Here is a 25,920-nt window from a genome sequence, read left to right as displayed (position 1 = left end):
AAAACGCACAGCCGAAGGATATCCATCTCCATGTCGAATCAGCAAGAGAGAGTTCGATCAATTTGTCAGAGTCGGACCGGGCGCCAAGATATCCCGGCTGTCATCACCCATCCGTTCAAAGAGCTCGACGAATTTTGGGAAGGTCTGATCAACAGGCTGCACAGCATCCGGGGAAACGATCACGACCTGGCCGATCCAGGCATCGGGTGATCCGGGGAGGTAGACGACGACTCGACCGTCTGCGAGTCGATCGGTTTCGAAGGCCGGTTTGGCGTGATCGTGAAAGGTCACGAGCACGGGCTTGAGGATGATCCGCGTGCTTTCTGCTCCGAGGTTGCCGGCGAGCAGTTGTTTGTAGACGACGTACTTTGGAAAGATCGTTGTCAGTTGGCGTTCGACGGTCGATGTGAAGGTCTGGCCGATGGCGCGGGCGGCTGCGAGGCCTGCGAAAAAACAGAGCAGGACGATCAGAGCGACGATGGCTGCGAACAGGATCAGAAACCCGACGACTGAGTCGATCGGCAGGTAGGGAGTCAATGCGTCATGAGCAGCGACGGCGAACGAATATGCGTAACCGAGGACCACCAGGACGACAACGAGCGGCAGGAGAAAAATCAAACCGCCGATCGCTGTCGTTTTGAAGAAGCCTAAAGACCTGGTGATTTTCTGCATGCGATCCTAGAGCCAGTCTTCTCATTCGAGTTTTGCGAGAAATGTAGGGTGCTGGTGAGGCTTTGCGAACCGCACCAATTGTGCGAATGAACGTCGTTTTGGTGCGGTTCGAAGACTCACCAGCACCCTACGGGGAGGGGGATTTTACCACTGCGTGGGCTTGGGGTTGATGTACCCGGAGCCGATCTGGTGCCAGTAAGGATACGTCGGCGTGACGCGGCTGACGTCGTCGACTCGTTTGATCTGCTCGGGAGTCAGGCTCCAGCCGACGGCGGCAAGGTTGGCTTTGAGTTGTTCTTCGTTGCGGGCTCCCATCACGATATTAACGACGGTTGGGCGAGAAAGCAGCCAGTTGAGAGCCACTTGCGGCACGGTCTTGCCGGTCTCTTCAGCCAGCTGAACCAGGACTTCGACGACATCGTAAAGGTACTCGTCGTTGACTTGAGGGCCTGCTTCGCCGCCCCCTTGCTTGATGCGTCCATCGGGGAGTGGTTGTCCGCGACGGATCTTGCCGGTCAGGCGTCCCCAGGCGAGCGGGCTCCAGACCATCAGGCCGACTTTTTGATCGACACCGAGAGGCATCAGTTCCCATTCGTAATCACGTCCTGCTGCCGAGTAGTACCCCTGGTAGACGCAGTAGCGGGCCAGGCCGTATTTCTCGGAGATGGCCAGCGATTTCATCACCTGCCAGCCGGAGAAGTTCGAGCAGCCGATGTAGCGGATCTTGCCCGCAGTGATCAGGTCATCGAGGGCGCGGAGCGTTTCGTCGATCGGAGTGCGCCCGTCGAAGCCGTGCATGAAGTAGAGGTCGATGTAATCGGTGCCAAGGCGTTTGAGGCTGGCTTCGCAGGAGCGGATGATCTTGTAACGGGAGGAGCCCGCGTCATTGGGGCCATCCCCCATCTTGAAGGTCGTCTTGGTCGAGATGAGGCATTGATCCCGCTTGCCTTCGAGCGCTTTGCCGAGGATCGATTCGGAATCGCCGCTGGAGTAGACGTCCGCGGTGTCGAAGAAATTGACGCCAGAATCCAGACAGACATCGATCAGACGTTTGGCTTCATCGACGTCTGTTTGTCCCCATTTCTTGAAGAACTCGTTCGAGCCGCCGAAGGTTCCTGTTCCGTAACTGAGCACAGGGACCTGAAGGCCTGAGTAGCCAAGCTGTCGATATTCCATGATGCGTTCCTCTCGATGGAGTTCAATCAAACGTGCCTCGCCGCAACGTCCAACACGGTGCGCAAGGCGACAGGAAGGATGACGACGACAGCCCCGCTGGCTTTCACGGAATCCTCAATTTTCGCATGAAAGCCAAACGTTAAAAGACACTCAGTCCGTCTTATACCAATCCCAATTTAAGCCCGCGCGGTCACAAAAGTCGTGCCATGCTGACAGCTTTGGGTAAGCATGCTGCTTCGTTTGACGTGGGAGCGTTCAGAACATGCTTGCTCAAAGCCGCAAGCATGGCACGCTGGGAAAACTTCCAAAGACACTCACTCCGTTTTGTTACAGTCGACTGAGCAGTTCTGCCTTCTTCTGATTGAACTCTGTGTCGCTGATATAGCCTTTGTCTTTTAGAGAGCCGAGTCGTTCGAGTGTTTCCAGGATATTCGAACCACCGGCTGCTGATGGAGATGCTGAACTTGGCGATAGTGAATTCGAAACTGGTGCACTCGGGGCTGGTTCACTGTACGACATGGATGCCGATGGCGATGAAAAAGGCTGTAAGGGAGCAGGTTGTGGCGGGGCTGGCTGCGAATTCATTGGGGGGGAGTTCGCGGGTTGGGCGGGCTGCTGCTTGACGCCGTTTTTCATGACGACGGGGAGTGTTGACAAATTCACAGTGCCGAACTGACTCGTGAAGGTGATCGAACCGCCTGAGCCTTGCTGCTGGCCGAAGCCGCCGATGTTGTGGTTGAGGGTGTCGTAAACCCAGACTTCGCTGCCAGTTTTCACGGCAAGCCGATTGGTGTTCGCGAAGTAGGCGTATTTGACGTTGTTCTGGGAACCGGTAGCGTTCGGCGAACCGATCTCCGTTGGCCACCAGTTGGCTTCCGGATCGGGTGCGAAGAGGTTGTTCTGGCCGAACCCGCCGCCGTTGGCCTGGGCCTGGTTGTCGTAACCGTTGCCCTGGCTTTGTGACTGGAAGGAGCCGGTGTAAGGGGTGATCTGGTGATTGTCGATGGCGTTGGCAAGGTCGTTGCAGATGCCGTCGACGCGGGATTTCAACTGGTAGTTGAACAGGTCGCTGACCATCGTCATGCCGCCGCGCATCCACTGGCCGTAGCCGCCGAATTCGGGGTGGTTGAACTGGGCCATTGAGCCGTGGCCGTTGCTGATCGCGACGAGCATGTGGGTCACTGCGTCTTCGGAGAGGCCGTACTTCTTGGCCATACTCGTCACATACTGTTGACCGGAATCTGATAACTTAGCCATGGAGCGCGTCTCTTCAAAAAAGGAATCAAGTGGTGTCCGCCCACACATCCTTTTGTCGAGTCAGATTACCGAAAGCATCGAAAATTGCACTGTGCCATCCCGCACAGGTAGTTTTTTGTTGACCGCCTATCTTACGCAACCCGCCGTCCGAGCGATAGGAGGCGTGACGTGAATCCTGTTGATTCCGTCCGAACTGCGCCTGTGGTGACGCGGACAGGGGCGTTGGCCACGGAATATCCTTCCCAATATTCCCAGATTCCGGAAATGAATCGCGAATCCTCTTTCTCGTCGTGTCCACCATCAGAGTAGACTGAAGAACTCACCCAAACACCCGCATTTTCACTTTTCATCCCCGACAGTCCCCCTCCATGGCGATCGAAAACAACGAAGCGACCTATATTTCCAAAGACGATGAGCCGATCGAACAACTCAGCGGCTTGACCAAGCAAGAGTACGACATCGTCTTCGCGGCTGAGGTCGTCCGGCGTGGTTTTCTCACCGAGCATGATCTCAAGAAAACCGTCCATGAATGGACGATCCATGGCGAGGAATCGCTGGGCGCGTACCTGGTTCGTGTCGGTGCCTTGACGGAAGAGAACCGACGTGAATTGATCGATCAGGTTCATAATTCAATCCAGCAAGGCTCTCGAAACACCGGTCCGCGCGATACTCGGCTCAGTTCCCAGGGGAGTTCCATCGTTGATGTGATCGATGGGAGTGGCCGACTTGGTCGACTGCTTGGGTTCCATCATGATCAGGTTGCCAGCGATGGCTCTGACCAGCGGATGGCCAAAGGTCGTTATCGCCTTGTGCGCAAACTCGGCCAGGGAGGACTGGGGACGGTGTGGCTGGCCCATGACGAAATGCTCAGTCGGCTCGTCGCGATCAAAGAAGTCCGCACTGGCATCCATCAGTCTCCTGCTGCTGTCCGCAGGTTTCAGCGCGAAGCGGAACTGACCGGACGACTCGAGCACCCGAGTATCGTCCCGATCTATCAGTTCGGAGTCGATGAGAAGCATGAACAGGAATTCTATGTCATGCGGTTCCTGGGGAAGCAGAACCTCCAGGATCTCATTAACGAGTACCATGAACGGATCGAATCTGGTACTGAATCCAAGATGCTGCTGCAGCGTCTGCTGAATGCCTTCACCAGCATCTGCCAGGCGATTGCGTATGCTCACTCGCGCAAGGTCATTCACCGCGATCTCAAGCCCGAGAACGTCGCACTTGATTCTTACGGGCAGGTTATCGTTCTCGACTGGGGACTGGCGAAGCTCATTGGCGATGAAGGGCTGATCGATAGTATTGAAACGCATGCGGACGAGCGACAGTCGGCTCATGGGACCGTCGCTGGTCAGATCCTTGGGACACCGATGTTTATGGCTCCCGAGCAGGCGACGGGCCGTCAGGACGAGATTGACGAACGGACCGATATCTATGGTCTGGGTGCGATTCTCTTTTGCATCCTCACCGGGACGGCTCCGCATCGTACGGAACGCAACTCGACGATGGCTGGCAATTCCTCGATCGCGACGATCCTGTCGACGATTGTCTCACGCCCGACACCTCGGGCACGCGAACACAGAAGCTCTATCCCGGCTGCGCTGGATGCCATTTGTTATAAGGCGATGTCGAAGAAGCGTTATGCTCGCTATCAAACGGCATCTGAACTCGCTGATGATGTCCAGCGTTATCTTGCGGGTGAAGAAACGACGGCTTATCGCGAAACCAACTGGCAGCGGATTCAGCGCTGGATCTCCGCGCATCAACGCTTCTCACAGATTGCGGCGACGCTTCTGATCACGCTACTCGTGGTGGGCGTCAACTCAGCCATCGATGCCAGTCGCTCGGCTGAGCATGAACGGGAAACTCGCTTTGAGGCCTTGAAAGGCGAAGCCCGTCAACTTGGCGACAACCTGCGCAACCCGGCTTCGAGTCTGGCTCGCAACACGCGTTTCATGGCGTCCATTCCCCCGGTCCAGACACTCATCGATTTCCGCGTGAAGCGATCGGATGACGAAAAGGAGGCTGTCGAGCGTATTCACACCATCCTCAGTGGACTGATGGGGGCGAACACCGAATACCTGACCATCTGGCTGGGCTCTCTTGATCGCAATACCAAGCAGTTCACGGAGGTGATCCGACTCGAACGTACGCGACACGAGATCGGCTCGGTGCGTAATGTTCCGACCAGTCGTCTGCGTCTGTATCCAATCAATCAAGAACTGCAGACGATCCTGTCCCTGCAGTCGGGCGATGTCTATCTGACGACGGATCCTGTCCTGTTAGGCAAGGAGTCTGGAGTCCCTGCACACCGCCCGGGCGATCCCCTGGAACTGACGGCTGCGATTCCGATTTTTGATCAGGTGACGGGCGAACTGTATGGTGCGCTGGGGATCGAAATGGATTTCCGACAAGTCTTCCGAAAGCTTGCGGCCAACAATATGAAGGTCACGCAGAGCGTCCTGCTGACCAGCGACGACGGGACGATTATGGACAGCTACCCGCCCGGCCATTTGATTTCTTCTCAAGACGTTGGTCAGTCTATTTCCAGCCTGATTCCGACGAATAAGTCGGCCACGTCGCAGTTCGACTATCGACGCATCTCGACCGACGAACGGACCTATTACTACCAGCCGATTCTGCTGGACGACATGACCAACCGAGCGAGCGTGGGCCTGTTTCTGTTCTCTGATCAATAGGAGGCGAGTGCCATGCTTGCAGCTTCGGGCAAGCATGCTCTGGGAACTTGTTGTGCGCTCGGAATCCTCACGCACAGCTGGCATGCTTGCTCAAAGCCGCAAGCATGGCACGATTCTCCAGACCACTGTGAGTCCATTGGGAAGTCTTACAGGAAGTCCGAGACTGTTCCCCAGGCATCGAGGTTGGAGAGGCGGAAGGCTTTTTCCTGGTTGCTGTAGAAGCTGGTGAGGTCGCCGTCCTGGGAGATGACGAAGGCGATGGCGCCGGGGACGGCGCGGACGAGTTCTGCGGCTGAGCGGTGTCGCATCCCGGTGCTCAGACGTTCGTCGAGCGGGCGCTGGGTGACGGCGTCGAAAAGGGGCAGGCGGGGGATAGCGCCGATGATTTTTGCCCCGAAGCCACACAGGTTCAAATCACGATCAAACTGGACAGCCCCGTCGGTGGCAGACAGGCGTCCGAACATGCGTGCGACGCGCAGGAGATGCTCTCGCTGGAGCAGCCAGAATTTGCGGGCTTCCGAGCCATCGTCGCCGACTTTCTCTGCAAGTGCCATGACGGTTGTTTCGTAGGCCTGGAAGAGATTGCCGTTGGCGAGGAACTTTGGTTCGACACAACTTCCCTCGCGATCAGGGACGATGAGAAACGCGCCGCCATGCGGGGAATTGATGACGTCGGCCATCATCGTTGCCCACATGTAGAGGAAACCATCGACGAGGATATCGGGAGAGGGCAAAGGTTTTGCGGCGACGGCTTCGAACTGGCTTCTGAGTTTTGCGCACATCCGGCTGACGAGTTCACGAAACGGAATGACCGCTTTATCAAACGCGACGAGCGCTCGAATGCGATTGCCGCGCAAGTGAAATACCGGGCCGGGTTGAATCGTCGCGCGAAGTTCGCCGGGGCCATCGACGCGGACGGTCAGGGTGCCGTCGGGCAGGGAGACTTCGGAGAATTCTTCGGGGTTACTGCGGACGGAGTGTTCCTGAAAATCCAGGATTTGAAAGGCCGAGAAGCCCCCGTCTCCATCGTCGACCAAACGTAAGGCGGTGTTGAGATCCGAGACGGCGGGGGCCAATTTCCGAATGGCTTCGACGGTGTTCATTTTCGGATGGGGAGCAGCGAACTCGACATGATGCCCGAAGGATTCCCGCCCACAGATGACTCGAAACCGGGGATATCGACCTTCGTCGGGAATCAGACTGGAGTGGTAGAGGAGTTTGATCAATCGACCCAGATTGGTGATGCCGGCAGCCTCGGGGACAAAAAACGGCATGAGCATCGACGTCAGTTCATCGGGGCCTTCGAAAATATCGATCGGGCGGAGAAGAGTCGCGAAATCCTGCCGAGTGTGATCGGTTGGCTGCTCAAGTTGAATATCGGTCATGCGGATCCTTCCGAACGGTCTGGCGGGAACGACTGTCGTCAATCGTACGCTGCATCTGGATGTTAAGACAGACGTGAAACGGCCAGAAAAGCCTTCCTTGCTCTCGGATTTACTCGTCAAAAAAGCTCTCGGTTGAGCGGAAAGGGCTGCTTGAGTTGAAACTGCTGTCAGGGACGTTATACTGTCGGGCTGATCACGAGGGAGACAGTCTGTCGGTCGAGACGCATCAGCCATCGCTAGCATGACAGTCGATCCGTGATGTTCGGGGACGTCGCTCTTAACTGCAGGGGCTCGGCTTTGAGCAGCAGAATTTGAATTAAGTATTTTGCAGTTAATTAGTTAGGATTTTGACCTAATGTCGATCACCAAAGAAATCAAGACGGAACTGATCGGGAAATATCGTCGTGACAACGAAGATACCGGTTCTCCAGATGTTCAAATCGCCGTTCTGACTCACCGTATCAATGAACTGACCGCCCACCTGAAGCGACACAATAAAGATTTCGCTTCACGACGTGGTCTCCTGATGCTGGTCAGCCGACGACGACGCCAGCTCGATTACCTGAAGCGAAAAAATCCGAATCGCTATCTGGAAATGATTGCCGATCTGGGACTGAGAAAATAGTGGAACGAAAAACCCAGCCGATGACGCTGGGTTTTTGCGTTTTTGCTGGTTGGATTGGTTGAGTGGTTTGGTTTTGGATGTGGTGATTTTCCGGGAAGTCGGTGAAACACGTCGCTTGCTGACGGTAGTGCTCATCAATCTCCGCTGCCTTGGTGGCAGGAGACGAGTCGGCAGGACGTATTTTTGTTTTGGTATTGAAGGAATCCAGGACGGAGTTTTCGCAGCGGGTCGGTTGCAGTGCTCGGCGATGAGCAGCACAGTTAATCGGGTACACGGTTAGTTTGGCAACAGTCAGGCAGGCAGACGCAGCAATGCTTGAAAGGGTTCGCAGGCGGTTGGCGTCGTAACGAAACTCGGCGGGAGAAGTTTTGCTCCTGATCGATCAGACCTTAGGGCTTTATTTGATTGACTCTCCATTTTGACTTTCTGGCATCAGTCAAATAATTATTCAGTCAAACCATCATTTTTGATCATTAACAAGTCGTGACAATCAACAAGTAGTTAGGAATCTATCGACGTGAAAACAGTAGTAGAACGTGAAATTGCTGGCCGTAAAATGACAATTACCACCGGTGAAGTTGCTAAACAGGCAGCCGGTGCGGTGCTGATTCAATATGGCGAAACCGTTGTTCTGGTGGCGACTCAGAACGGTCCTCTGCCTGCTCACCTGGACTTTTTCCCTCTGACTGTTGATTACCGCGAACGCTACGTAGCGGCTGGTAAATTTCCTGGCGGCTTTATGAAGCGCGAAGGAAAGCCAAGTACACACGAAGTCCTGACAATGCGTCTGACGGACCGCCCGATTCGTCCGCTGTTCCCTAAGTGGTACCGCGAAGAACTGCAAATCATGTCGACCGTCCTGTCGGTTGACGGCGAGAACCTGCCGGACATTCTGTCGATCAATGGTGCCTCTGCTGGCCTGATGTTGGCGCCGGTTCCTTACAAAGGCCCGATCGGAGCCGTCCGCGTCGGTCTGATCGATGACGAATTCGTCGCCTTCCCGACTCATGCTCAGCTGAAGGAAAGCGAACTCGATCTGGTCGTCGCTGGTACTCGCGATTCGATCCTGATGATCGAAGGGTTCGGCAAGCAAATTCCAGAAGACATCATGGTTGATGCCCTGATGTACGGTCATGAAATCATTCAGGAGATCTGCGATCTTCAAGACGAACTGGTCAAAGCCACGGGCATTAAACGACCAGAATTTGCAGAGCCAGCCGAGAACGCCTTCATCGCCAAGATCCGCAGCGAAGCGGCTGCAAAAATCCGCACTGCCAAGACATCTGGCATGAAGCAGGAACGCGCTGAAGCCGTTCGCGCTGTCAAAGACGAACTCAAAGCCAAGTACTTCCCAGAAGGTGCCACCGAAACAGCCGACGGCCTTAAGCCATCTGATTTCGCCAACGCCTTCGATTACGTCGTGCGAGAAGTCGTCCGACAAATCACTCTGGATGGCACACGTCTGGACGGCCGCAAGTCAGACGAACTGCGACAGATTACCTGCGTTGTCGGCAATGTTCCTCGCGTCCACGGCTCTGCTCTGTTCACACGCGGTGAAACCCAGTCACTGGCGACTGTTGCCCTGGGAACGACCCGCGACGCCCAGCGAGTCGAGAACCTGTTCGGCGAGCACGAAAAACGCTTCATGCTCGATTACAACTTCCCTCCTTACTCGGTCGGGGAATGTAAGCCATTGCGTGGCCCAGGTCGCCGCGAAATCGGTCACGGAGCCCTGGCTGAGCGATCGGTTGAGCCGGTCATTCCAGAAATCGCCGAGTTCCCTTACACGATCCGCGTCATCAGCGATATCACCGAATCAAACGGTTCCAGCTCGATGGCTTCGGTCTGCAACGCCACTCTGTCTTTGATGGATGCTGGTGTGAAGATCAAACAACCAGTTGCTGGTATCTCGATCGGTCTTGTTAAAGAAGGTAAGGACTACATTCTCCTCACCGATATTCTGGGCGACGAAGACCACTTCGGCGACATGGACTTCAAGGTGGCCGGTACCCAAAAGGGAATCACCGGTATCCAACTCGACCTGAAGATCGACGGCATTAATCGCGAGATCATCACCAAGACGCTGGAACAAGCTCGTGGTGCTCGTATTGAACTGCTGAAGGTCATGCTCGCCGAGATCCGACGTCCTCGCAAAGAACTCTCTCCATACGCACCACGTCTGCGTACGATGAAGATTCCAACCGACAAGATCGGTCTGCTCATCGGACCTGGCGGGAAGACGATTCGTCAGATCCAGGAAGAATCGGGCTCGACTCTCGATATCGATGACAGCGGTACGGTCTTCATCTCGGCTCCGAACGAAGAGAAGCTGAACGTCGCCCTCGCTCGCGTGGAAGCACTCACTGAAGAAATTCGCGTTGGTCGCGTCTACAACGGCAAGGTCATCGCGATCAAGGACTTCGGTGCCTTCATCGAAATCGCACCTGGCAAAGACGGCCTGTGTCACATCAGTGAACTTTCCAACGAGTACGTGCGTTCTGTCAACGACGTCGTTAAAATCGGCGATCTGGTCAAGGTGAAAGTCATCGCTGTCGATGATCAAAACCGCGTCAAACTGTCTCGCAAAGTCCTCCTGACTCCAGAGCCAGGTGAAGGCGGCGAAGACGAAGTCATCGAAGACAACGACGACGACGTCTAATCGAAAATCTTCATCACAAGCCTCCTTGCAGTCTCTTGCAGAGGCTTGTCGATGAGAAGATTCAAAAGACGTTCATGGCTCAATGAAAACATCAGCGGCTCGAGACATTTTCTGTCGAGAGCCGCTTTCTTATTGTGAGTCGCCTCATGAGCACTTCTTCTTCCAACGATCAACTCACCAGTGCAGAAGCTGTTGAACTTGTGGAACTGGCGGGTGGGCTGGCTCATGAGATTCGCAATCCACTGTCTTCGATCTCGATGAACATCCAGTTGCTCGTCGAAGAACTCGAACCCAGTGCGACTCCGCGCGACCAGCGCATGCTTGCCCGTCTGCTGACGGTTCAGAAAGAGTGTCTTACACTCGAAGAGACGCTGTCTGAATTCACCCAGTTCGTCCGCTTAGGCCACCTCGAACAGGAGCCACGCGACCTTTCGGAACTTGTCCGACGTTTCCTCAACTTCATTGGCCCGGAAGCAAAAGCCAAGAACATCGAAATCGCCTCGTACCTGACCAGCGATCTGCCGACGGTCTTGATCGATGAGCGCCTTTTCCGACAAGCCCTGCTCAATCTCGCCCGCAACGCCTTCCAGGCGATGGAACGAGGTGGACGTCTTGAATTTCAAACCTACCAGAAGGATGGCGCCGTCGTCCTGACGGTCATGGACACCGGCCCGGGCGTCTCCGATAAACTGCTGCCACGCCTGTTCGAACCCTTCTTCACAACCAAGGTCTCCGGTTCAGGCCTGGGACTACCTACGGTGAAGCGCATCATCGAAGCCCACAACGGGGTGATTCATTGCGAATCCACACCGGGCAAGGGGACGAGGTTTGTGATCACGTTGCCGTCAAGTCATTGAAAACATCAGCAGAATTCCGGAAGTCTGCAAGAATCAGCTCGTGATTGAGCAGCGGTATTTTTGCCCAATAATAGTACCTCGCACCTATTTTCGTCTGACTAACGATATTGCTTGCGACTAGAACTTCCAGCTCTTTCTTTGCAGTGGGCGCGGTGACATCAAGTACTCGTTTTGTCTTGTTGATCGTGAGAGCTGGGAATTGAAATAGCAAGTCAATTAGCTTCAAGCTGTGCTTTGTCGCTCCGACGAGTGATCGAATGCATTGCTCTCTTGCCTTAACAATCTGCTGACTAAGCATGATTGCTTCTCTGGCTTGAACAGTGACTCCATTCAAACAAAAGCGGATCCATGTTTCCCAGTCTCCCTGCTGGCTGACTCCGAGTAATCCATCATAATACTCTTGCCGATGGGCCTCGAAATAAGGACTCATGTAAAGCAGCGGCGAGGTATGGGCAAAGCATTTATATATCATCAACGACAACAACGTCCGGCCGACACGACCGTTGCCATCAAGGAATGGGTGAATCGCTTCAAACTGAAAATGAACCATCAAAATAGCGACTAATGGATCAATCTGATCAGGAAGTTGATTACAGAATCGCTCCAGATCGGACATCAGATGATCGACATATAGCCCGGGAGGTGGCGCGTATCGACCGACTTGGACCTGCTCGGAGGGACCACGGAAACTTCCGGGCTTTTTGTTGGCTCCTCGAACTCCAGTCATCAATATCTCGTGCATTCCTTTGAGTAAACGATTGCAAAACGGCAGCAGCTCCAGTTGTTGAATTCCGTACCGAATACACAGCAGAGAATTGTAAACCTCCTGTTCATCTTCCTTGGAATGCGAAGACTCCCCTTCCTCTTGCTCGGCTTCAAACAGCATCAACTGCTGGGGCGTCACACGAGTTCCTTCAATAATGGACGTTGAGATCGCCTCTTGTTTTTGAAGCGGCCTGAGCAGAAGCTCTGGATTCGGAAGCAGTGCGCCGAGAGCCTTCAGTTCGGCCAGAGATTCTCTTGCGGTAACGATGTGCGTCCATATTTCTGTCGGCATCGCCCAATCAGGCGGTAATGGATTGGGAACGAACGCTTGAAGAGGGCCTCTCAAGGTCATTACCGTTTCGTATTTCCCTGGAATCATGGCTGCTGCTTCTGAATTAAAGAACTCTTTAGTCACTCGTCGTGCGATTAAAATTCTAACCCATTTTCTTTAATCGCTATCATTCGAAATTAAAAAATTTGACTCCTCACCTCTTTTCGAATGTGAGGAGAAAATCACTGCCATTCTGGCTACAATGTGCCGTCGTCATAAATTGCTCGTTTTGGCAGCCTTGGTTTCGTCCCCTTATGCCCGATCACAATACCGATCCTGCTGATCTCAACCGTATTACCATTCGCGTTCTCGTCGTTGATGACGATGAGACGCACGGGCAGGCGGTTGCGGATAGTCTTCGACGCATGAATTGCGAGTGCACGGTCGCGAAGACCGGGCAGCGGGGGCTTGAGTTGATTGAGAGCGATCAGTTCGACATCGTCGTTACTGACCTGCGGATGGGCGATGTCGATGGGCTCGATATTCTGGAGAAGTCCAAAAAGGAACTTCCGGAAGCCGAAGTCATCATCCTCACCGGTCATGGCACGATCAACTCCGCGGTCGCGGCGATGCAGGGGGGCGCTTACACCTACCTGACCAAGCCGCTCGATATTAATGAGCTTCGGACTGCGGTCGAAAAGGCCTCCAGTCGGGTGCGTCTGATTAAGCGGAACGCGGATCTGCGGAGTCGTCTCGACGAGAAATTCGGCTTCGAGGGGGTCATTGGCAGTAATCCTGCCATGCGAAACATCATCGAAAAAATCAGGCACGTCGCCCCGACGGATGCGACCGTTCTCATCCAGGGGGAAAACGGAACGGGGAAAGAGCTCGTCGCCCGCGCACTGCATGAGAACAGCCCGCGTAAGAATAAGCCGTTTGTTCCGCTGAATATCTCTGCCCTTCCTGACAGCATTCTCGAAAGCGAACTCTTCGGTCACGAAGCCGGCGCGTTTACGGGAGCCATCACGCGACGGATCGGGAAATTCGAGTACGCCAACGGCGGGACGTTGTTCCTGGATGAAGTCGGCGAGATGCCGATGGATACGCAGATCAAGCTGCTGCGCGTTCTGGAGGACCGCAAGATTACCCGCATCGGGCAGAACGAGGAAAAGGCGGTCAACGTCCGCCTGGTCGCTGCGACGAATGCTCCGCTGGCTCAGATGGTTGAAGAAGGCAAGTTCCGCAAGGACCTTTACTACCGGCTGAAAGTCGTCGACATCAATCTGCCGCCGTTGCGGGAACGTCGCGATGACATCACGCTGCTGATGGATCACTTTCTCAAAGATTTCACTCGGATCTACAACAAGGAAGTCGTCGGCATCTCGCGATCGGCCCGCCTTGCGCTGCGGCAATACGACTGGCCTGGCAATATCCGGGAACTTCGCAATGTGATGGAGCGGATGCTTCTGCTCGATACGGATGGAATCCTTGACGTCAATGACCTCCCCGACGAGATCAGCCCGCTGCCTGCGGATGCTGAAGAACAGCTCGCCAATTCTGCCAGCGGCGGTCAGGATGCCCTGATCGGCAAGGACCTGCGAGAAGTGGAAAAGTATTACATCCGTAAGGCGCTGGAAATCACGGATGGCAAACGGGAAGAAGCTGCCAACATGCTCGGCATGGGGGAGCGCACGCTGTATCGCAAGATTAAAGAATACGATCTGAAGAGCTGAGGATTTCAGCGGTCATCGACAAGCATCTGGCGGCGTACCGGGTGATTTTCATCGCATTGTAACTGTCACAGACGTTACTTCTTGCAGGATTTCCACTGAAAATTTCTGGACCAATGCGGCCTGCGCGCCTCGAGCCATCTACGAGCTAGGCTGGAATGATCCTTCACCTCCTGCACACAGTCTCCTGCACGGCTCGCCATTATGTTGACAGAACAAGCCACGAATCCTCGTCTTGAAACGTCTGCTATCCGCGTTCTTGCCATGCTTCAAAAGTGGGATGAACGCTTCAATTGCCATGCGACGCCGAAGCGGACGCATGAGCGGAAGGCGTTTCAAACCAAACTGATGGTGATCGTACCAGAATCCCGCAGCGCGCTGGGCGATGTCTTTCCGCGCCAGGTCATCGATGTCTGGACACGCAACATTTCCCAGGGGGGACTGGCGTTTCTGACATTCGGACGCCTGGAGACTCAGGCGACGCACCTCATCATCAAGCTGGGTGAGAAATACATGCTGAGCCGGATCATGCGCCACCGCGAAGTCCATGAAGGCTTCTATGAGTATGGCGTCAAGTACATTGAAGAAGTCACTCTTTGATACCAATCATCACTTGATTCAGCACGGATTTCCTCCATGTGCCATGCTTGCAGCTTTGGGGCAAGCATGTTCTGGACGCTACAACATCAAACAAACCAGCATGCTCACCCAAAGCTGTGAGCATGGCACGACTTTTGTGACCGCGCTGGCTTCAACTGTGATTCGTAAGAGATCAGAGTTGGTTTCTCCTCAACGAATCAATAAAAAAAGGCCTCGGAATTTCTTCCGAGGCCTTTTAGTTTCTTCCGGTCAGATCAGGAGATTATTCCTGGCCCATCCGGATCGTGATGCCACCGCCGCCGCCGCGAATATCGCGGGCGTTGTAGATCATCTGGCTTTCGAGGGCCTTATCGATGGCTACTTTGGCTGACTCGAGGTGAGCCAGCGTGTAGGCGTCGACTTTGCCTTCGCCATCCTTCAGATAGGTTTCAATTGCGGCTTTGAGCTTGGTGAGGTGCCCCACAGCCAGCGTTGAAACAGATTTCGCAGACGGAGTGTTGCCACCTGGCAGCGACAGATCGATCAGGCGACCGAGGTGTTCACGTTGCAGGTTGCGACGCAGGCTGGAAACCAGAGGCTGACGCTCGTTGGCTTCTTCCTTGGGTACATTCTTCAGTTCTGACCAGATTTCGTCAGAGACAGAGCTCATCAGTTCAGCCAGAGTCAGAGAATCAGCACCGGCACCGACAACGAACTCGTTGTCATAAACGCGACGCAGGGTCGTTGGGTTCATGATCAAGGTCAGGACCGAGGCTTGAATGCCACTAACGCGATCGTGGACTGGCCAGGTCGATTCTGGGATCGAAGAGAAGCTGGCTTCGCTGTCGAGCCATTTATCAACGGTCAGGTATTGCATCAGTTCTGGCTTGAGACCGAAGGCTTCGTCGCGGAAGGCATTTTCCATGACGAACTTCAGGTTATCGCGTTGATCTTTGGCGGGAACGACGACGATTGGAATGCGGGCATTGGGATCGCCCTTCTTGTCGCGGTTGATAAAGGCACCGCCGACCCAGATGGCTGAGTTGTTGAGAACTCGCATCTGTTGAGCGAGGAGAAGTTCGTATGCTTCGCGGGCTTTGGCGTACGACTCACCGTCTTTGACGAACGATTCAACGATCTTCTCACGATGGCTTTTGACCAGGTGCATGATCTCGTTGCAGTACTTCAAAGGATCTTTACCGTAGTCGTAACGACGAGCCAGCGGATCTGGTCCCATCGTATCTTCGTCAGTGGCGTAGCTCAGGCCTGGCTCAGCGACGCGAGACAGGATTGGCTTGAGGTCTTTTTCAAGGGTGTAGCCGTACTCGATGGCCCACTCATCGTAAGGGCCGATGCCCATCATGCAGTAAGGGCCCTGGAGTTCACCCGAGTCGAAGCGAATGTTGGTTGGGGTGTAATCCATGACCGATGCACAAGTTTCGCCTTTGAAGTCCTTCTTGTTGATATCGTCGAGGTCAACATAAGAAGAGGCTTTGAAGTTGTGGCGTAGGCCGAGGGTATGGCCGACTTCGTGGCAGACGAGGTGTGCCAGTTGAGGTCCGATGAACTCTTCAGGCATGCCATCGAGCATTGACTCGCGTTTCTTCTTTTCGATCTCGGTCTTCTCTTTGATAACCTTCGCGAGAGCTGCTTTTTGCTCGTCGGTCAGTTCTTTCTTCTCTCCATCTTTCTTTTCTTCTTCCTTCTTCTCTTCCTTGGCTTTTTCGTCCTGGAGGAAGTTCAGATTGGCCATGTGCAGACGCATCATGGCGAGGTCGAAGCCCATGCCTTCGGCAGCGGCGCAGTAGCCGTTGACCTGGCTGGTGCGGTTGATCAGGCCATCGTAGATATCGTCGCCGAGGAGATCGGTCTTCGGACGTTGATCACGGACAGCAGAGTTCTGATCGTAGGCATCGAGCATGTTCTTCTGAGCGATCGAGGCTTGTTCGTGAGCGGGGGCCATGCGGACGCGTGGATCCCAGTTCGGGTGATCAGCCAACCAGGCAATCGTTTCTGGAGTCATGCCGGTGGTGGCGATCTTTGGCATCAGGTCGCTGAACTGCATTTTGAAGTGACGAATCCATCCATCGGTCAGGATGATGTCCGCATCGAGAATTTGACCGGTCAAAGGATTGACGCGGCTCGGTCCAATGGCAGTGCCCTGATCGTTGTTGAGCCAGCGGACGAAGTTGTAGCGGACGTCTTCTGGATCTTTTTCCATGTGACGACCAGAGGCGGCGTCCTGATATTCGACTTCAATGGCACCGACGATGCCAATTTTCTCGAATGCCTTGTTCCAGGCGAGGATACCGTCAGCGACAAAGCGTCGGTAACGAACGGGGGTCGTGTGTTCGACGTAGAAGACGATTGGCTCTTTTGGAGGGCTGAGTTTGAGCTTGGAATCAGCCTTCTCGAGGTGCCAGCGATTGACGTATCGCATGCGGGTTTCGTCGTCATCGTACTTACCGAAATCGGAGTAGCCGGTCACAAAGTAACCGACTCGCGCATCGGCGACGCGTGGCTCGTAGCCAGGAGTCGGTTCGATGGTGCTGATGGAGTAGTGCAGAGTCTGCAGAACGCCGGCGCCGTTGACGATCTCGAACGCCAGTTCGGTGTTCTCTGGGAACGATTTGGTCTTGGCGATCTGGTGCATGCCACGGAAACGCTTGTTGACCGTGTTTGGGCCGAAGAATTCGTCTGCCTGATTGACGAAGAGCATGTCGGCGTCGATGACTGGACCGCCGCTTTCACCCATCGTCACGATGGGAACCTGCATGATGACGCGGTCAGTGAAGAGGCGTTTGACCGAGGCTTTGGATTCGCTGTCCCCGGTCGAACGAATATCGATATTGGGGGCAATCATCGCCAGCGTCTTGTCGTACTTCCGGAACGTGACGTACATATCGCCGCTTTGCAGACCGGCATACTTATCACCCGAAGCAACGGTCAGCGCGAGGAAGAACTTCTTCGTCGCGTAATCTTTGGGAAGTTCGAGCAGGACGTCGGCGGTCTTGTCGTTGCGGTAGATCGTGCAGAGGCTTTGTTTGCCATCAGCCGTCGAGACCACCTTGGTGTAGTCCTTTAAGACTTCCGCAACTGGCGGGTAGTCAGGACGAGGAGGTTGCGGACCCTGGGGGCCTTGAGCGAACGCGTCGACCGTCATGGACGAGACGACAAGAGTGCAACTGGCTGCGACTACTTTGAGTGCAGACCAGCCGCGAGAGCCAAGTGACTTCATACCAAACCCTTTTGCAGGAAACGAGATGTATCGAGCGATACGTCAGGAAGGACAAGCGCGACTTCTCATCTTACGCGTCACGAATCGGAAATCATAGATTTTTCCAGTGAAGTTGACTGGGAAAAGGAGGAAATCTGAGACATGTTAGCGTGTGGACTAGTCGAGCTGATTTTCACCGGTTTTGAGCGTTCGTTTCACGCTCTGACAGGTGACGACTTCGATTTCTGACGCCTGGAATAGCCGCTATCCCCTGATGTCGCCTCTGCGGTTCGTGTACGGGCAGGAAATTTGCGAAAAACAGGTAGAATGTCACCCAGAGGTGTTCAGCTGCCTTATCAGGGTGTTCTTGAAGAATGTGTCGAAAGGTTCTCGCCTGTCGGAAGCGTCGATCATTCGGCCTGGCGAAGCTGGCTGCAAAGGTAGCGGTTGAGCCGTTCGGTCCGATGAGGCCATGTTGCATTTTCCTCAGCGCGCATGAAAAGACTCCGGGTGGGAAGGCCCGGAGTCGTTTCGCCAGACAGAAGTGAGGAGGGGAAATGATTGCTGGCAGGAGGACAGAAGTGAGAAAGTGGGCACCGGCGTGATGCCGGTGCCGCGGGGGACGTGTTTCGCTCTGATCTGCGAGGGGGGACTGGGAAGGCATTTCAGAACGACCACGCGAAGGCGGGGGGTAACTCTGGCGGTTGTGATCCTCGAAAGGATCGGGGTTAATATTACTTGTTGGCTGCGACTTCGACGTTTGGCTGAGTCAGGACCGGAACACCGGCTCCGTTATCGTTGGCCTTCAGTGTGCGTGCTTTCCAACCAGTCGCTTGGACAATTGATGGGGCCTGATTGAGTTCATTGCGAGGAGCAGGTTGTGGAACAGAAACCGCGACTTGTTGAGCATCGTTGCTGCGGATCGCGTTGATCTGATCCTTGTTCAGGAGACGGTACCCATCGTTCGAGGCTTGCATCGAACCACGCAGGTTATGAGAAGCTGGTTGAACGGCTGGACGAGGAGCCGGTGCTTTTTGCAGCATGCCGGAGCGTTGATCGATTGGTCGCAGAGAGGTATCCGTTGGCTTGTCGGTGTTGCCTTCTGCACTGCGAGAGAAGTTAGGATCTGGTGCTGGAGCCGTTGCAGTGCGAGTTGTGTCGGTGTTCCAGGGAATGAAGCCATTGGCGGTTTGGGTTCCGTAGGGCTTCATCTCGTAAGTCGTGACAGGAACCTGAGCGACCTGGACTTCTTCCTTCCACTCGACAACCTGCACAGCAACCTGGCGTGTCTGGGTGATCGGAACTTGTTTGGCGACGGTGTAGGCGACTTCCTTGGTCGAAGGAATCGCGACCATGCGGGTCACTGGGATCTGTTGAGCCACCATGTTGGGGACATATTGGCGATGGGAGACGACACTCGGCGTGAAAGTATTGCGGATCGAGTGGCCGGTGCGGTTCATCCAGCCCATGAAGGTCGGGCGGTTGTCGTACTGGCAGGAAGAAATCTTTGGGCGGCATTCCGACCAGGTCTGCCATTGTCCCATGTCGACGCAGCGTTGCTGGTATTCGGTGACTGGCTGGTAGTTGACTTGAGAGACCTGAGCTGTGCGTTGCTCGTATTGTGTTTGATAAGTGGTGAACTGCTGGTCTTGCATGACGGTCTTGTATTCCGGCTTGCGGACGACCTGTCGGACTTCCTGCATGACGGTCTTTGGTTCGTTTCGGTAGCAGACATAGCTGACTTGTGGGACACAGTAAGTGCCGCCAGCAGCAGAGGCTGTCTGAGAGTAGGCCATGGGGGCCTGATAAGAGACAGCTGCGGTCTGAGCACAGGAATTACATTGATTGAAGAGTTGAGCAGAAGCGGGAGCAGCTGAGCCAGCCAGAGCAGCAACAGCGGTCAACCAGGCTAAGCCGCGAGTCTTGGAAAACAACATCGGGATAATTCCTGTACCTATGGAGAAGGAAAATGATTTGCAAACAAACTTGCGGGTGTCTGGGGGGAGATCAGTAGGCCTGTGGCAGGCGTCTGTGTCTGACGTCCGTTAAGTGCGGGGGGTTTGTACGAAAATCGAATTTTTCCCTCAAGATCCTAAATCAAACTGCCGAGGCCCCTTGAAAAGATTACACGGGAGGCGGTTTTCTGGCCGAAGTTCGCGCCGTCGCAGATTTGGACTCAAGTTTCGGGAATCGAGCGAATGAGCCTGCATCGTGATTGCCTTCGAGTCATGAGCCAACATGCGATTGGACTCAATTGGTGAACATCGAAGAACATGCTTGCTCAAAGCTGCAAGCATGGCACGTCTTAATGACTCGTGACTCACATCTACGACAATAAAAAAAGGCCCCGCACGATCACTCGTACGGGGCCTTCAGTTCTTTAGAGACATTGGCTGGGTTATTGGATGTCAGTCGCCGCCGCGACGACCACCTTTGCCACCACCACCTCCGCCGCCGCCGCTTTTAGCAGCGCCGCCGCCGCCTTTGTTACCGCCACCGTTGCTGCGGTCTGCACCGCGGCTTGGTGGTGAGCTACTGCGTGCAGGAGGACGTGATGCTGCGGGAGCAGGACGTGACTCTCGTGAAGGCTGTGGGCTGGCCTGACGCGTCGGAGCAGGTTTTGATTCACGAGCCGCAGGAGCGGGACGTGATTCACGGGCTGCAGGTGCTGGTGTTGGACGTGCTTGACGTGTCGGAGTTGTTGAAGGACGAGCTTCTCGAACCGTGCCCGTCGGGACGCGTGAATCGCTGCCGCGGTTCAGGTTCCCGGGATTGACGGTGCGTGGCTCGCGACTGCGATCCGCTCCATTTGCTCCTGTCGGTGGAGCAACAGGAGGACGAACGTTGGCGCCACGGTTTGGGTTCGAAGGACGGTCTGTCAGTCCACCGCGAGGCGAGTCTGGGTTGCGTCGTTCTAATCCGCCGTTGCCAATCGCGCCACGCTCAGGGTCGGCTGTTCGCAATCGTTCTGGGCTTGGACCACCGGGTTGGTTGCCGCCGTTGGTGGCTCCACTCTGGGCAGGAGCACCGCCAGCATCGGGACCGGTTTTGATTCCGTAACCGTTGCGAGGAAGACGATCAGGACGGTTCACATCCAGACGATTGGCATCAGTCGGACGTGGGTTACGATCCGTTGCTCCAGCGGGGTTCATTCCAGGACGAGTGAGATCAGTCGTGGCGTCGTTGCCGCCGCGTCCGCCTCGATTACCGCCACCGGCGTTGCCACCGCCTGCATTGCCACCGCCTGCGTTACCGGCACCGCCGCCAGGACGATTGCCGCCACCTGCACCGGCGCCTGGCTGAGCGCCAGGTTGGTTACCGGGGCGATTTGCTCCGGGTCGTCCGCCACCGCTACCGGGTTGATTACCGCCACCTGGATTTCCAGGAGTCACGCCGGGGTTGGTCGGAAGGTTAGGACGTCCGCCGCCTGGTTGGCCTGGATTCGCACCGGGAGTCGTGCCAGGATTGGTTCCTGGATTCGTCCCCGGTTGGTTGGGACGGTTTGGTCGATCAGGACGAGTTGGGTTATCGCCACCGCGACCAGGATTCACACCTGGTTTGTTGTCAGGATTGGTGCCTGGTTGGTTCGGACGATTGGGTCGATCAGGATTCGTTCCCGGCTGGTTTGGACGAGCAGGTTTGTCGTTGTCGCCGGTTGGATTCGGCTGATCAGGTCGGTTAGGACGGTCTGCTCCGGGTCGGCCGGGATTATCTTGTCCAGGAGTATCTCCCGGACGATTTGGACGATCCATTCCGGGACGATCACCATTGTTGTCGCCAGGGCGATCGCCAGGATTTTGTCCTGGGCGATTATTGCCTGGTTGATCATTGCCTGGGCGATCGTTGTCTGGACGATCAACTCGCCCTGGACGATCACTACCGGGACGGTCACTTCCTGGACGATCATTCGCTGCATCGTCCTGGGTTCCCGGGACGTTTGGCAGGATGTCGTTCAGTTCGCGAGGAGGACGATTTCGGCCCGGCTGATTGTTGTCAGCGCGGTCGTTGTTGTTGCCTGCACCGGGTCGATCTGTTCCCGGTCGGTCTGCACCTGGTCGATTGTCGCCGGGGCGATCACCATCGGGACGGTCTGCGCCAGGTCGGTTGTTGCCGTTGCCGGGACGATCTGCACCAGGGCGATCTGCTCCTGGACGATCAGATCGGTTGTTGAGTTGCTCTGGGAAGTTGATCTTCAAAGACTCGCGACGCTCGATCTGATTCTTGCCACCTTGACCGCGCGATTCGAAATCGCGTCGTTGTGAGACGACATCACGCCAGGCATCGTTGTTACGAGCCAGGTCGTTGTTGTTGCGTCGAAGATTGACGGGGAGTTGTCGATCAATGTTCAATGCCCGCAGGTCATTGCGGTTATTGTTATTCAGATCGAGTCCAATCAGCGAGTTACGCACGATCGAGCGATCGAAGCCATTCCGCTGACCAGCCGTTCTGACGAAGTCGCGTTGGTCACGCCAGGTATTGCGAGGACGCCAGTCCGGGTTGTTGTTGTAATAGTTGTTCCAGCGATCGAGACGACCGTAGAAATTGTTGCCGTAGCGCCAGTTATAATAGCTGAAGAGCGGGTTATAAGCGTAGCGACCGCCGCCATAGCCGCCGAAGCCGCCACGTCCACCCCAACCATAGTTGTACCAGGGACGGAAGCCCATGTTGACATAGTTCTGGCCGTAGTAGTTGCCGAAGGCATACTGGTTATAGCCAGGTCGAATGAACATGTGGACCATCAGGTTGTCCCATGATCCAATGACAACGCGAGGACGGTAAGTGCCGTTCCATCCGCCACGATTGAATCGGACAGGGGCATAAACCAGTCCGCGATTGGCCAGACCGTAATCCCAGTATCCTGGGTTATAAACATAACCTGCAGGCGTGTAGTTATACGATGAGTTCACCCACAGGTAATCATCGCGATATTGATCCCAGTAGCCGGCGCGCCATTGGTAATCATTATTGGCATATTCCCAGCAGCCGGGGACGTAGAAGTAGCTATCGCCAGGAGCGGGACTAGATGGTCCGCGTTCCAGGGTGGCGGGTGGTTCTGGGTAGTAGGAGATTTCAGCGACTTGCTCGTCCATCCACATCCCGGGAACCCATTGCGAGCCACCTTCGACCTGCGTCCAATAGCCAGGGACCCATTTGCGGCCGTCTGGCACATCTCGCCAGATACCGCTGATCCACAGGTAATCGTTCAGGTCTTGATCGAAGGCCCAATAACCTGGGATCCAGACAACATTGGTACCTTCGGGCATTTGCTCGGGAGGAACTTCGTTGATGGCTTCCGGTGGTTGAACCGCGATCACAGGGCTGGCTGGATTCACGGTTTCGCTGGGAGTTGCGAAAGCCTCGTGGAGTGGACCACGGGTGTAGATTTCCATGCCTTCTTCATCGGCCGGTTGCTGGTCTTGCTCTTCCGGCGTCTGGAGATCCGCCTTGTTGGCGAGACCTGGGGTGATTTGTGAAGCGTTGGGGACGGCTTCAGGTGTTGTTGTTTGAGTAGCAGCGGGGGTATTTAGATCCTGTGTTGTTGTGCCGGGGACGACAGTAGGGTTAGGGCCAGGACTGGGAGGAATGATTCCCGGTTTGCCTTCTACGAGGCCCCCTTCTTTTTGTGGGACTGCCTCATAGGCAGATTCCAGTTGGGCCCACGCCGGGGTTGTCAGCGCTAAGCCGAGCGCCAGCCCGCCGGGCCAAATCATTGTTCGCTTCATCATTGTCTCCTTGAGAACGGTGCGATTCTCTCGTCGTTTATTTCCAGTGGATGGCTACGTCACGCCATTGTTGATGCAGATGCGTCCAGCAAAATCACGAGAAGGTAATATTAAAGGGCAAAAGTGATGCCATGTCCGTTCCGTTCAACGGATTGTGGTCAGACCACGTGAATCGTCGACTGCCAATGGTTCGTCACATCTGGCTTCTTTGCTTGATTGACCACAAGACAGTGTCTCACCATGCACGCTCGGCGTCCATCATGGTTTCGCCGCAAGCATATCGAGCCGCAGCTTGTGAACTGAGTTGTCGGGAAAGTTCCCCGGTTCGACCTGCAGAACCCTCACATTTCCTCGCGGCTGTCGAATTCATGGCGCGACCGTGACAAATCCGGACGCCTGACAATTCAGAAAAACTAGAGTTTTTCTGTAACACATCCGTCCCTCTTCCGCCCTGAAGGCATTAGAGATGTCGCGAACTGCGCTCAAAGTGTCATCAACTGGACAACAAAAAACGGCGGAACTCCCGTCTCCGCTCACGCTTCGCGATGTGATCAATCAAGAGATGGAGGCCAAATCAGCGGCCTCGAAATCCACCTGCCCTCAATGCCCGAATACAGAGGCCTGGGGGACTTCAATTTTCTGTCCCAAGTGTGGGTGGTATCCCAAGATCGGGAAATACGTTCCGTTCGATCAACCCGAGCCGAAGTCTCGCCAGGACGAAATCCTCAGTGTCTGGGATGCCTGGAAAGCGGTCCCGGGCTGGGCGTGGCCCGTTATTGTGGGCAATCTGCTGATCGCTGCTGCGGATATTGGAATCGCGATCGCGTACGCCAAGACTCCGACGCCGGCCACCATCGGCTTCTTTCAGCTGACGATCTCCGCGCTGATGCTGCTGCCGCTGCATCTGTTTGCCTATCTGAAGTCGTTACCCGATTCGGATGAGATCAAGCCGTTCGATATTTTTCTTAAGCCGAGACTCGTCTGGAAGCGGACGTTCGACCAGCTTCCCAGGACTTCCATTCAAGTCTGGCTGGCGTCGTTTTCCGTGGGCGGGATTATTTTTGCGACCCTGTTCCTGGGCGGCACGAACGTCAACGCGCTGCTGGACGGGATGGCCGTGAAAAAGAAGAAGCAAACCAGCTGCATCATGGGAGCAGTGACGAATGCGACCGGCAAAGAAGAGCCCGAAATGACGATGGAGCAGGCTCTCAATTCGTTTACAGGAGCCTCCGACGCCAAGGGGACGCCGCTGGGGAGTCCCGACGCGACGGCCAAAGAATCTGTCGTCTGCTGCGTGATTGGTTTCCGATTAAGCGGCGGGGTATTGAGTTCACTGGTCGTCGCCGAGAAAGAACAGGGTTACTGGGTCTACCGCGGCGAAGCGTCGTGTGAAAACATTTCGCCCAGCGAGCAGGAAAAGTTCAAAGAAGCTGCCCGTTTGCTGATCCGCCGCAAACCGGCGGTCGCGGCTCCGGGGGATGCTGTCTGGATGACCCCTTACGTCATGTGCGAAGTCGAGCTCAACGAGCGGACGGCCAGCGGGCGCTTCGTCGAAGCGAAGCTGAAACAGGTTTTGTTGAAATAGTCACGTTCCGCGCATCTGCCCGAACAACTCGATGTGCAGGCGATTGGAGACGCGCAATCCGTGCTGCTCCGCGAGCGGGGTCAGCCAATCCAGGTGGCCTGAGAGTTCTTCGCGCGTGCGTGCCTGTGGCATGAGATAGACGCGGTCTGCTTCGATCCCGGGATGCTCACTCAGATAGCTGAGGACTTCCTTCACGTCACCTGGCTCATCAATGACGAACTTCAACTGATAGGGATAATCTCGCGTCAAACGGGCGATGACTTCGGGGCGATTCCGCTGGGCATCATGACGGATCGCCCAGCCTGACTCGACAGGCGGTGTCGAGTTGGCGAGCTTCGGGCTGATCGACATCAAGTCACATGCAACAGCTCGATCGACCGTTCCTGCGGTCTCAATCGTGATGATATGCCCGGCTGATTTTAAACGCGCAGTGAACTCGATCGACTCTGTCAGCAGCATCGGCTCGCCTCCTGTCAGGACGACATGCTCGGTGTCATAGGCGATGACTTCAGCGATCAACTCATCCATCGCCCGCTTCGTTCCCTCGGGCTCCCAGGAGGTGTAGGGCGTATCGCAAAACCAGCAGCGAAGATTGCATCCGGAGGTGCGCACAAAGACAGACGGGGTCCCTGTGTAGACCCCTTCCCCCTGCACCGATCGAAAAACCTCAGCAATCCTCAAAGAACCTGACCCCAAAACAGACAAACCCCCGGGCGA

General features: G+C 55.3%; 16 protein-coding genes. 7 read left to right on the top strand and 9 right to left on the bottom strand.

What is annotated here, in order from left to right; genetic code table 11:
- Positions 1-57 precede the first annotated feature (57 nt).
- The 3 genes from SH248x_RS19655 to SH248x_RS19645 form a co-directional block, all read right to left on the bottom strand.
- Entirely contained in the window at positions 58-672 is a 615-nt protein-coding gene (locus SH248x_RS19655; protein ID WP_459556026.1) for a DUF502 domain-containing protein, read from the bottom strand.
- A gap of 144 nt (positions 673-816) precedes the next feature.
- Positions 817-1,848 carry an aldo/keto reductase gene (locus SH248x_RS19650; protein ID WP_459556025.1) on the bottom strand — a complete coding sequence of 344 codons (1,032 nt, stop codon included), beginning with the start codon at positions 1,846-1,848 and terminating at the stop codon, positions 817-819.
- Between the two features lie 327 nt (positions 1,849-2,175).
- Entirely contained in the window at positions 2,176-3,105 is a 930-nt protein-coding gene (locus SH248x_RS19645) for an SHOCT domain-containing protein (RefSeq protein WP_459556024.1), read from the bottom strand.
- A gap of 368 nt (positions 3,106-3,473) precedes the next feature.
- On the opposite strand from SH248x_RS19645, the gene SH248x_RS19640 reads away from it, so the two are divergent.
- Positions 3,474-5,807, top strand: a complete 2,334-nt coding sequence (locus tag SH248x_RS19640; protein ID WP_459556023.1) for a protein kinase domain-containing protein — start codon at positions 3,474-3,476, stop codon at positions 5,805-5,807.
- Between the two features lie 146 nt (positions 5,808-5,953).
- Here the strand turns inward: SH248x_RS19640 and SH248x_RS19635 are convergent, their stop codons facing one another.
- A complete protein-coding gene (locus tag SH248x_RS19635) occupies positions 5,954-7,192 on the bottom strand; it encodes a putative sensor domain DACNV-containing protein (protein ID WP_459556022.1) in 1,239 nt (412 codons plus the stop codon).
- 355 nt (positions 7,193-7,547) lie between these two features.
- Between SH248x_RS19635 and rpsO the strand changes: the two genes are divergently transcribed.
- The 3 genes from rpsO to SH248x_RS19620 all read left to right on the top strand — a co-directional run bounded on the left by rpsO (position 7,548) and on the right by SH248x_RS19620 (position 11,333).
- Positions 7,548-7,817 carry a 30S ribosomal protein S15 gene (gene rpsO, locus SH248x_RS19630; protein ID WP_459556021.1) on the top strand — a complete coding sequence of 90 codons (270 nt, stop codon included), beginning with the start codon at positions 7,548-7,550 and terminating at the stop codon, positions 7,815-7,817.
- Positions 7,818-8,334: 517 nt separating this feature from the next.
- Entirely contained in the window at positions 8,335-10,476 is a 2,142-nt protein-coding gene (pnp, locus tag SH248x_RS19625) for a polyribonucleotide nucleotidyltransferase (protein ID WP_459556020.1), read from the top strand.
- Between the two features lie 146 nt (positions 10,477-10,622).
- Entirely contained in the window at positions 10,623-11,333 is a 711-nt protein-coding gene (locus SH248x_RS19620; RefSeq protein WP_459556019.1) for a sensor histidine kinase, read from the top strand.
- Here the strand turns inward: SH248x_RS19620 and SH248x_RS19615 are convergent.
- Positions 11,311-12,513 carry a Fic family protein gene (locus SH248x_RS19615; RefSeq protein ID WP_459556018.1) on the bottom strand — a complete coding sequence of 401 codons (1,203 nt, stop codon included), beginning with the start codon at positions 12,511-12,513 and terminating at the stop codon, positions 11,311-11,313. The genes SH248x_RS19620 and SH248x_RS19615 overlap by 23 nt on opposite strands.
- Positions 12,514-12,683: 170 nt before the next feature.
- Between SH248x_RS19615 and SH248x_RS19610 the strand changes: the two genes are divergently transcribed.
- A complete protein-coding gene (locus SH248x_RS19610) occupies positions 12,684-14,102 on the top strand; it encodes a sigma-54-dependent transcriptional regulator (RefSeq protein WP_459556017.1) in 1,419 nt (472 codons plus the stop codon).
- A 201-nt stretch (positions 14,103-14,303) separates the two neighbouring features.
- A complete protein-coding gene (locus SH248x_RS19605) occupies positions 14,304-14,699 on the top strand; it encodes a PilZ domain-containing protein (protein ID WP_459556016.1) in 396 nt (131 codons plus the stop codon).
- A gap of 262 nt (positions 14,700-14,961) precedes the next feature.
- On the opposite strand, the gene SH248x_RS19600 is transcribed toward SH248x_RS19605, so the two are convergent.
- The 3 genes from SH248x_RS19600 to SH248x_RS19590 form a co-directional block, all read right to left on the bottom strand.
- Positions 14,962-17,916: a zinc-dependent metalloprotease gene (locus SH248x_RS19600; RefSeq protein WP_459556015.1), complete on the bottom strand. Its 2,955-nt coding sequence runs from the start codon at positions 17,914-17,916 to the stop codon at positions 14,962-14,964.
- Positions 17,917-18,629: 713 nt separating this feature from the next.
- The gene (locus tag SH248x_RS19595) at positions 18,630-19,832 is read right to left on the bottom strand and encodes a hypothetical protein (protein WP_459556014.1); all 1,203 of its coding nucleotides are present in this window, start codon (positions 19,830-19,832) and stop codon (positions 18,630-18,632) included.
- A gap of 471 nt (positions 19,833-20,303) precedes the next feature.
- Complete coding sequence (locus SH248x_RS19590; RefSeq protein WP_459556013.1) at positions 20,304-23,621, bottom strand: hypothetical protein; 3,318 nt, start codon at positions 23,619-23,621, stop codon at positions 20,304-20,306.
- Positions 23,622-24,084: 463 nt separating this feature from the next.
- On the opposite strand from SH248x_RS19590, the gene SH248x_RS19585 reads away from it, so the two are divergent.
- Positions 24,085-25,203, top strand: coding sequence for a hypothetical protein (locus tag SH248x_RS19585; RefSeq protein WP_459556012.1), 1,119 nt, complete (start codon positions 24,085-24,087; stop codon positions 25,201-25,203).
- Here SH248x_RS19585 and SH248x_RS19580 read toward each other — a convergent pair whose 3' ends face one another.
- Positions 25,204-25,857, bottom strand: coding sequence for a 7-carboxy-7-deazaguanine synthase QueE (locus SH248x_RS19580; RefSeq protein ID WP_459558628.1), 654 nt, complete (start codon positions 25,855-25,857; stop codon positions 25,204-25,206).
- Between the last annotated feature and the right edge of the window lie 63 nt (positions 25,858-25,920).

Source organism: Lacunimicrobium album, assembly GCF_052161635.1.
In the GTDB taxonomy this organism is placed as follows: Bacteria; Planctomycetota; Planctomycetia; order Planctomycetales; family Planctomycetaceae; genus SXPC01.
The sequence above is the reverse complement of the archived record's forward strand: the minus strand, read 5'-3'. Positions and strand labels throughout refer to the sequence as shown.